This window comes from Parafilimonas terrae, assembly GCF_900115755.1.
Lineage (GTDB): Bacteria > Bacteroidota > Bacteroidia > Chitinophagales > Chitinophagaceae > Parafilimonas > Parafilimonas terrae.
Genome location: NZ_FOXQ01000024.1, coordinates 1 through 6671, shown reverse-complemented (window position 1 = coordinate 6671; position 6671 = coordinate 1). Strand labels below are relative to the sequence as shown.

Here is a 6671-nt window from a genome sequence, read left to right as displayed (position 1 = left end):
AACCGCCTGAATACATACAAACTGAAAATCTTCGCCAGCAAATCCGTTGGTCAATTTGCCTCGGCCTGAGGTGGTCAATTTAAACGGCGTACCCATCCTTAAGATTTAAAGCTGTCCAAAAAAATTGACACTTGATTTTCAATACTTACCTCTTTCGTTTTTGCATTGTCGTCGCGGTAATCAAATCTAAGATTTTATAGCCTACAACATAGTCATGGAGACTACACCGAATCGGGATAGGTATTTTTGAAACCCGCCAACTGCTTTCCAGATTAAAAAGAATTATCCTTTTATCTCCTTCTCATTTATTCTTTCACAAACTTCAAATCTGTTATATTAATGCCTGATACAAGCTTAAGATAATACACACCCTTTGGCAGGCGCTCTACATTCAGTTTATATAAAGATGCCTGTTTAATTGTTGCCTTTGCAACGATATTGCCCTGCCTGTTTGATACCTGCAAACTATAGCTGGCGGAAGCATCCAACCCTTTTATATATAGCATGTTTTTTACGGGATTCGGATAAATAGACACTGTCGCAGCCTCTTCTGTTTCAGCATCACTTAACAACGCAGAAGCAGTTATGTTACCGCTATTATCTACAGCATTGATGCGGTAATAATTCATAGTTTGCAGCGAATTGTTCAGCGTTGACGGAAGCGCATAACTGTAAGTTTCAGTTGCTTGCTTGTTTATTTTTGCTATTTGGTGAAAGCCGCCCGCTTTATTGTTGCTGCGCTCAATGGTATAATAGGCAACGTTGCCTGACTGCAAATCCTGCCAATGCAGTATGTGATGCTTTATCCATTTTTTTAAGCGGGCAATGGGGCTGTTGTTTTGAATGTTATTGTTGTAACGGGCGAGAATGAAGTTGGTTGAATAATCAGAGCCTCCTAATATTATTTTACCATCTTTTTGCAAAGATGCAGAATTGGATATTGCCTCTCCTCCAGCATCTGTTATCAACAGCCCATTCTCTCCAAAAGAAGAATCAATAATGCCATTTGTCTTTAATCTTGCCATTGCAAAATCTGAAAAATTATTGCACGCGCCTGACAGTATAATCTTTCCGTCCGGTTGTAGCAGTGTGCTGTAGGCTTCACTGCCATTATTGAAATTTAGGTTTGTAAAACCAGCATCTCCAAAACTCTCATCTAAGCTTCCATCCGGCATATATCTAACAGCCAGCATACCTCCCTCTCCGTAATCTTTTGACCCAACGGCTATGATTTTATCATCAGGTTGTAAGGCAAGCGCATTGATGTAGCTGCGGTGATTACTGATTTTTGTTGTAACTACTCCATTGTTTCCAAAACTTTCATCTAAACTTCCGTCGGGTAAATAACGGGCTGTAATAAACATATCATCAAGGCCGGTATCCCCTCCAACTACAATTTTGCCATCAGGTTGTATAAGTAGGGAGTTAGCAACAAATCCATCAAGCATTGTATAACCATCGTTTCCAAAACTTTCATCAGGGCTGCCATTGGTATTAAAACGCGCAGTAAAAATTTTATACTCGGATTCAGATGACAGAAAAGCTCCACCTGTAGCAACAATCTTTCCGTCCTGCTGCACTTTTACTGCCCGCATAAAGATTTCTTTACCCGGAAATGCTTTAATTGTTTGCCCGTTTACTCCAAATGTTGAATCAAGCTTGCCATCGGATAAATATTTTGCCAACACGATATTGTTATTGGTGGCAAGAACAATAATATTATCATCATCAAGAATTGCTAATGAATAAACAGCAGCTTGATTATTGAGCGTTGAAATTCCATTTTCACCAAAAGAAGAATCTATTGTCCCATCATTTAAATAACGAGCTAATGTAGAACCGTCTTTATCCAAAGAGGTTGATGCACCTGCTGCTATAATTTTGCCATCTGACTGTAAACCAATTGTAAGTAGTTCGCCATAAATTGGTGTAATAACAACTCCCGTGTCTCCAAAACTTCTGTCTAAGGTGCCGGGTTGCGCAAATAGTGTAAGTGCTGTTAAGCAGCAAACGAAAAAAGTAAAAATTGTTTTCATAATAGAACAGTTTAAAATAAGTTTTAAGGCAGCTGTGTTTGATTAGTGTTGCATTTATTATCAGTATCGCCATTTGTGACACATGATGTGCAGCAATTATTATTAAAATTATTGGCAACGCTGCATTTAACACGTTTGTTTTTGCATTCAATAAAGATTTTTTTATTCAGGCTGCCGGCATTACCATTTATAATATTACCAAAAAAGATTGCAGCCCTACTGAAATATACTGGGTTACGTCATCATGGTTTGTAAAACCGGTCCCGAATTCAGTTAGATATGGGTTAGTGCCGTCAGGGTCCAAATTATGTTCAAGCTGGCAATCAATATATAACTCTGAAGGAGTCAAAGGATATAAGGGATTTTGTAAAAGAAAATTGTAGATGCGCCTGGACCCGTAATTTATTAAGTCAAACGATGGATTCCCCTGTACTTTGAACGGACCGTTTGTATTGTTAATGCAGTAACTGGTGGAATTGTATGGAGAATTTGATGAAAAGCGTAAATTACTTGAATCTATATCAAATACAGGATCTTTTTCTCCATGAAAGAAAATGATAGGAATATAGGGTGTTACTTCAAAAAAGCTTCTGGGGTCTGTGCGAAAGCTATAAGGCACATACATGCCGGAAGATTTTATAAGTATGCCTTTGATATGTTTACGGTAATAACTCATTGGCTGGTTTCCGCCATCGTCGTACCATGGCGCATTTATGGAGCCCAATGCATCTACAATAGTGGTACCCGGCGCAACAGCAGGTAGCAATTCATTCATCATGTTCTGGTTGTAATAAGCAGCGCATAATACAGCTAACCCACCTGCGCTTTCACCGGCCAGAAAAAGCCTGCTGGTATCAATACGGTAATCATCATCCACCGTTATACCCTCCTGTGTTTGCCGATAGATGATACTACGTATGGCCCCACGTACATCCTGGGCGGCACGATAAAGTGCGAGTGCGTCCTGTACACTTACAAAGGGGGCGTTGCCTATCCTTCCCCTTCGATATTCTATATTAATAGCTACAAAGCCAAGCTTTGCAAAATCCTTACACCATCCCGATATATTTGTATAACTGCTGCATTCATAAAATACGCCACCATGCACTACAATAACACAAGGTAATGGGCAGTCTATAAATTGCTGTTTAGTGTATCCAGTAGGGTAAAACACTTTATAGATCAATGCACTCGAATCCTGTGTACAATCATCTGCACCAATATTACATCCGGCACCCGTATCATCAGCATATTTAACGTCATGAAAATTTACATTGGTAATTCCACCAGGTAATCCATAGTTAATAGGACCGGCAACCTTGCTGCCGCTAAACGGAAAAGGGCCGTTTAAAAGATTAGAATCGCATATTGCAATGCAACTTTGGGCTTTACAAAAAGAAAAAGCAGCAAGTAAAATAATGGTAGGGTAGAATTTTTTCATACGCAGGATTTGGTAATAGGATAGCATTAATAACAAACTAAAGCTACTATTAATAAAATATAAAATCAAAAATTACATTTTGATTTTTTCAGGAAATGCAGGAGATATAAAAACTTTTTTGAAAAAAACGATTCCCTTCGTACCTTAGTGGATTAAGGGTTTAGGGTTGAAAAAATCCCGCCAGTCTTGGCGGGATTTTCTATTTGATAAACTTTTCAACGTTTTGTTACATATCCCATGGATTTAGTAAATCCAAGCCCGGAATATTTTTAAAGTCGGTTATATTTCGTGTAACCAATGTGTAATCGAAAACCAAAGCCGTTGCAGCTATAATTGCATCTGGTAACTTAACAGGATAATTTTTTCTTATTTCAATACCATTTAATATTACGGGTTCATTCAGGTTATGCACCGTTGCAATTTTAATGAAGGCTTGCACCATTGCAATTTCTTCTGGTTTGGCATTTCGCCATGCCAACAGCTCCATTCTTGAAATTACTGACATGCTCAGCGTATGTTTATCCAATTCAGTTGCCGCAGCATCAGGAAGCTGGTTATTGAGATAATAAATCGCAATATTGGTATCTATCAAAAGCCCCTTTCCCACTCGTTTCGCATTTCCTGTGTTTGCTTAAGAAAGTCATTGTACTGTTCGGGTGTTAATTTAAGTGCACCGCGAAACCGCGCCGTATTGCCAGCATCATCTGGTATTTTTTCGGCTTTATTTTTTTTCAGCACCTTTATTATATTAAGCGCCTCAAGATCTTCAATAAGCCTGTAAGCTTTCTCATCATTTACTTGTAATAAAATAGTATCCATAATTTTTTCTTTACTTAAATAAACGGATGCTTTGTACACAGAAATATCAATCTTATGCTAATTATTCTTTGCTTTTATATTCGCCTTTAACATTTGTAATTTTTCCTTACTCTCTTTCAATTGCTGTTCTAAATTTTTCGTTTCGCCGCAACCCTGATACATTATATTGATGCCATTATTTCCATCATAATTATTGAAATGATTCGTAAAGGTTGATTTCTCTTTGTATGTCAAAATATACTCAGGGGAAACGCCAAAAATTTCGGCAAGTTCGGTTAAGCGTGTTAGTGTTATATCCGATATATTGTTTTCAATATTGCTATATGCTTTTGATGAAATACCCAAAGCCTTAGCAACATCTTCTTGTTTTAAATTTTTTTCTTTTTCTCTGATGTTACGAATGTTATCTCCGATTTTCATGATAAGCTTTAATTTTATTAAAAATCAATATTGTTTTTTTTCAATAATCTTTCTAACAAATCTATCCGTTTTCTTTCACTTTCAAGAAGTTCATCTTTCAATTTTTGCACAGAGGCTAAATCTTGAATATCACTTCCTTGGTGCATGATATTTATTCCCTGATTACCACTGTTATTATGAAAGTGATTATAAAAATCTCTTTTTGCTTGTTTATAATTTAAAATATATAGGGGGCTACATTCAAGAATACGAGCAATTTCTTCTAACCGATTTAATGTAATATCGGTTAGATTGTTCTCAATATTTGTATATGCTCGAGTAGAAATATGTAGCTGCTTTGCAACAAAACTGCTTTTTAGATTTCTTTCGATCATTCGAATTTCCTTTATGTTATCACCAACTCGCATTATTTGTCAAAAATTAAAAGCGATATTATTTTCACGAAGCAATTTTTCAAGTTTTGGAATTCTGTTTAATTCTTCTGCGTATAATTCCTTATAACCCTTCCGTATTTCTTCCTGATCAATACCTTGTGTGTGTATGTTAGTGCTACTATTGCCAGAGTGGTTGTAGAAATAATTTTTAATTTGACCGAAGCGCTCCTCTGCGTCAATTAAATCTATAATAGAAACAGATAAAACATTAGAAATCGTTTTCAGTTGTTTGACAGTTATATCTGTTACTTCGTTTTCAATGTTTAGATATTCTTCAATACCAATATTCAATGTGGTTGCCAGCATTTCGGCACTCTTTCCTTGCGCCTCTCTGAAAGCTCTTATATTTTCTCCAATTTTCATATTCAAATTTATTTTACCAAAAATAGTAAAACTTCTTATAGCAGCAGCGGAACTTCCACTTGAAGAAGTAATATTTTTTTTACTTAATGGCACATTAAGCACTTTGCAAAATGCTTAATTGATACTGATTTCAATCTTAGATTTCCTCTTATATGCAAAAAGAAGAAAACCTATACGATAATTTACTTGCACATGGCTTTATCAAGCAGGAGATAGACACCGTTCTTTATAAGTGCATCATGCACGAGATAGCCTGCAAAAAAGCTTACCAAAAACTATCCCTTCCCGGTAAAATAAAATGGCATATACAAAACTATTCGTGGCAGGCAACCCGCTTTTGTAAACGACTTACAGCAGAAGGCCTGGTGCTGTTAAAGACCCAGTTTGCCAAGAAACCGCGCAACCCCATCTAAGTTTTATTATAGACGTGATTTAAGGATTAACAAAGGTATAAGGCTTAAGGCGGAGAATGGACTGACTACGGGCTTTCTCCACGCTTTGCTTTAGCCTTATATTGAGCCATCAGCTTTAGCAATGCATTGTGCAAATGCTCTATGGTCTGTGGACTGTTGACAATTGGCCTTTAATCACTTTCTCTTCTCTTTCATTTAATCTCTAACCTCAACAATTACTCAACTGCAATGAAATTAAGATCATGCATTGCTTCCCTGCTGTTGCTATGCGCATACGGCAGGCTGCAAGGGCAAAACAACTTTACAATAACCGGCACTGTGCTCGATGCCGAAACCCATGCAGCAATAGAAGGTGCTGAAATTATTGATAGCGCTCGTAACCACACATTACTAACCAATGCAAACGGCGGTTTTGTATTAACAGGTTTAAGCAATGGTCAGTACATAAACGTTACCTGTACGGGCTATCTGTCAAAGCACGTTATTATAAACGGGCAATCAAACCTTGTTGTACTGCTTACACCTTCCGTAAACCAGTTAGATGAAACTATTGTTATTGCTTATGGCAAAACCACACGCCGCATGAATACCGGCGCTATAAGCCGTGTTACAGCAGCAGTGTTAGATAAACAACCGGTTTCGAACCCGTTGGTGGGTACGCCGTTTAAATTGACCACCTCAGGCCGAGGCAAATTGACCAACGGATTTGCTGGCGAAGATTTTCAGTTTGTATGTATTCAGGCGG

9 protein-coding genes are annotated in these 6671 nt (G+C 37.5%); 2 read left to right on the top strand and 7 right to left on the bottom strand.

From position 1 onward, the window contains the following. Window positions 1-305 precede the first annotated feature (305 nt). The 7 genes from BM015_RS21005 to BM015_RS20975 form a co-directional block, all read right to left on the bottom strand. Window positions 306-2036 (bottom strand): T9SS type A sorting domain-containing protein, encoded by a 1731-nt coding sequence (locus BM015_RS21005; protein ID WP_090663292.1) that lies wholly within the window; start codon window positions 2034-2036, stop codon window positions 306-308. 187 nt (window positions 2037-2223) lie between these two features. Further along, entirely contained in the window at window positions 2224-3477 is a 1254-nt protein-coding gene (locus BM015_RS21000) for an alpha/beta hydrolase (protein WP_177191987.1), read from the bottom strand. 226 nt (window positions 3478-3703) lie between these two features. Further along, complete coding sequence (locus tag BM015_RS20995; protein ID WP_090663288.1) at window positions 3704-4084, bottom strand: type II toxin-antitoxin system VapC family toxin; 381 nt, start codon at window positions 4082-4084, stop codon at window positions 3704-3706. Further along, entirely contained in the window at window positions 4066-4296 is a 231-nt protein-coding gene (locus BM015_RS20990) for a hypothetical protein (RefSeq protein ID WP_090663285.1), read from the bottom strand. Before BM015_RS20990 ends, BM015_RS20995 begins: the two co-directional genes overlap by 19 nt. Window positions 4297-4353: 57 nt before the next feature. Then, a complete protein-coding gene (locus BM015_RS20985; RefSeq protein ID WP_090663283.1) occupies window positions 4354-4716 on the bottom strand; it encodes a helix-turn-helix domain-containing protein in 363 nt (120 codons plus the stop codon). 17 nt (window positions 4717-4733) lie between these two features. Beyond that, on the bottom strand, window positions 4734-5123 hold the full coding sequence (locus BM015_RS20980; protein ID WP_090663281.1) for a helix-turn-helix domain-containing protein: 390 nt from the start codon (window positions 5121-5123) through the stop codon (window positions 4734-4736). A gap of 6 nt (window positions 5124-5129) precedes the next feature. After that, window positions 5130-5606 carry a helix-turn-helix domain-containing protein gene (locus tag BM015_RS20975; protein ID WP_143075934.1) on the bottom strand — a complete coding sequence of 159 codons (477 nt, stop codon included), beginning with the start codon at window positions 5604-5606 and terminating at the stop codon, window positions 5130-5132. 59 nt (window positions 5607-5665) lie between these two features. Here BM015_RS20975 and BM015_RS20970 point away from each other — a divergent pair, with 59 nt between their 5' ends. Further along, the gene (locus tag BM015_RS20970) at window positions 5666-5926 is read left to right on the top strand and encodes a hypothetical protein (RefSeq protein ID WP_090663277.1); all 261 of its coding nucleotides are present in this window, start codon (window positions 5666-5668) and stop codon (window positions 5924-5926) included. Window positions 5927-6154: 228 nt separating this feature from the next. Then, window positions 6155-6671: carboxypeptidase-like regulatory domain-containing protein (locus BM015_RS20965; RefSeq protein ID WP_177191985.1), on the top strand; the 517-nt coding region annotated here is incomplete at its 3' end.